Consider the following 1,537-nt stretch of genomic DNA (forward strand, 5'->3'; position numbering starts at 1 on the left):
CGACCTCGGCGTGGCGCTGATCGACGCCGACCAGGACCAGGTGGCCACGCTGCGGAACTCGATGCAGCAGCGCGGTACCGCGCTGGCCGCGCTGGAGCCGGAGCGCCGGGTGTTCGCGATCGGCTCTCCGCAGCCACCGGACGACACCGAAACGACCTGGGGCCTGAAAGCGGTCGGCGCCGACAGCGCCGCGTCCACCGGCAGCGGTGTCCGGGTGGCGGTGCTCGACACCGGTTTCGACCAGCAACACCCGGATTTCGCCGGCCGCGACGTGGTGACCGCGTCCTTCGTGGAGGGCCAGGACGCGCACGACGGGCACGGCCACGGCACGCACGTGATCGGCACTTCGTGCGGCCCGCGGACGTTGCAGGCCGGGCCGGGCTACGGGATCGCCCCGGAAGCTTCGATCTACGCCGGGAAGGTGCTCAGCGACGAGGGTTTCGGCGGTGACGGCGGAATCCTGTCCGGAATCCAATGGGCCATAACCAACAACTGCCCGGTGGTGTCCATGTCGCTCGGCGCGCCGACCCAGCCGGGCCAGCCGTTCTCGGACGCATTCGAGCGGGTCGCGCAGCGGGCCATGCAGCGCGGCACGCTGATCATCGCGGCTGCGGGCAACGAGAGCCAGCGCTCCGCCGGTGTCGTGGCGCCCGTGGGGCATCCGGCGAACTGCCCGTCGGTGATGGCCATCGGCGCCGTCGACGAGCAGGGCCAGATCGCCGACTTCTCGTCCGGCACGGTCGACGAGATCGGGCAGGTCGACTTGGCCGGCCCCGGCGTGGACGTGTACTCCAGCTGGCCCGGCCAGGAGCGCTACCGCAAGCTCAGCGGAACCAGCATGGCCACCCCGCACGTCGCCGGGGTCGCCGCGTTGTTCGCGCAGCAGTTCCCCGAACGCGCTTGGGGACTGTGGGCGCGGTTGACCCAGCGCGGTCGGCGGCTGGCGCTTCCCGCCACCGACGTGGGCACGGGGCTCGTGCACGCGCCCTGACCCGGAGTGCGGCGCGGGCGGACCGGACGGTTCCGGTCCGCCCGCGGTTTGCCGTCGTGGCAAGGGTGTTCAGGTGTGTCGTTCCCCCGAATCGGGTAGTCGGAAGGCGGCCGGTCAGGTGCGCTGAACCGGCGGAGCACCATCAGGTGACCGCGCTGACGAGTCTCGAGCGCGGCCGCTCGGGGGGTCGGCTACGGATGAACGCACACGACGCCGGGGAAGGCGATACCGGCAGGCAATCGGCCGCTCCCGGCCGGCCCGGTGAGCAACGTGCCCGGGAGGACGCCGCGGCGCTGGCACGCCGGGCGAACCGCGAGCTGACCATAGCCGCGGACAGCGCGGCGCAGGCCGCCGCGCCCACCGAGATCCCCGGCGCACGGGGAGAACCGCCCGCGGAATCTGAGATCACCTCCGCCCGCGACGCGCTGCTCGACATCGCCGCGAGGGGACACCGGCTGGCGCACCTGCTCGACAGCCTCGCCTACCGCTACGCGGCTCCCGGCCGGGCACGGCCGCCGGACGCGCACGTCGCGCTGGACCAGCCGC

1 protein-coding gene and 1 pseudogene are annotated in these 1,537 nt (G+C 73.2%); both read left to right on the plus strand.

Going from position 1 to position 1,537, the window contains the following annotated elements:
* Positions 1-991, plus strand: a 991-nt coding sequence (locus IJH84_RS01855) for a S8 family serine peptidase (RefSeq protein ID WP_295139521.1), incomplete at its 5' end; no start/stop codon positions are given.
* Between the two features lie 197 nt (positions 992-1,188).
* Positions 1,189-1,537 (plus strand): annotated as a pseudogene (locus tag IJH84_RS01860) (hypothetical protein); the annotation flags it as partial.

Origin of the sequence: Saccharopolyspora sp. (genome assembly GCF_017434145.1) — a bacterium.
Taxonomy (GTDB): domain Bacteria; phylum Actinomycetota; class Actinomycetes; order Mycobacteriales; family Pseudonocardiaceae; genus Saccharopolyspora_C; species Saccharopolyspora_C galaxeae.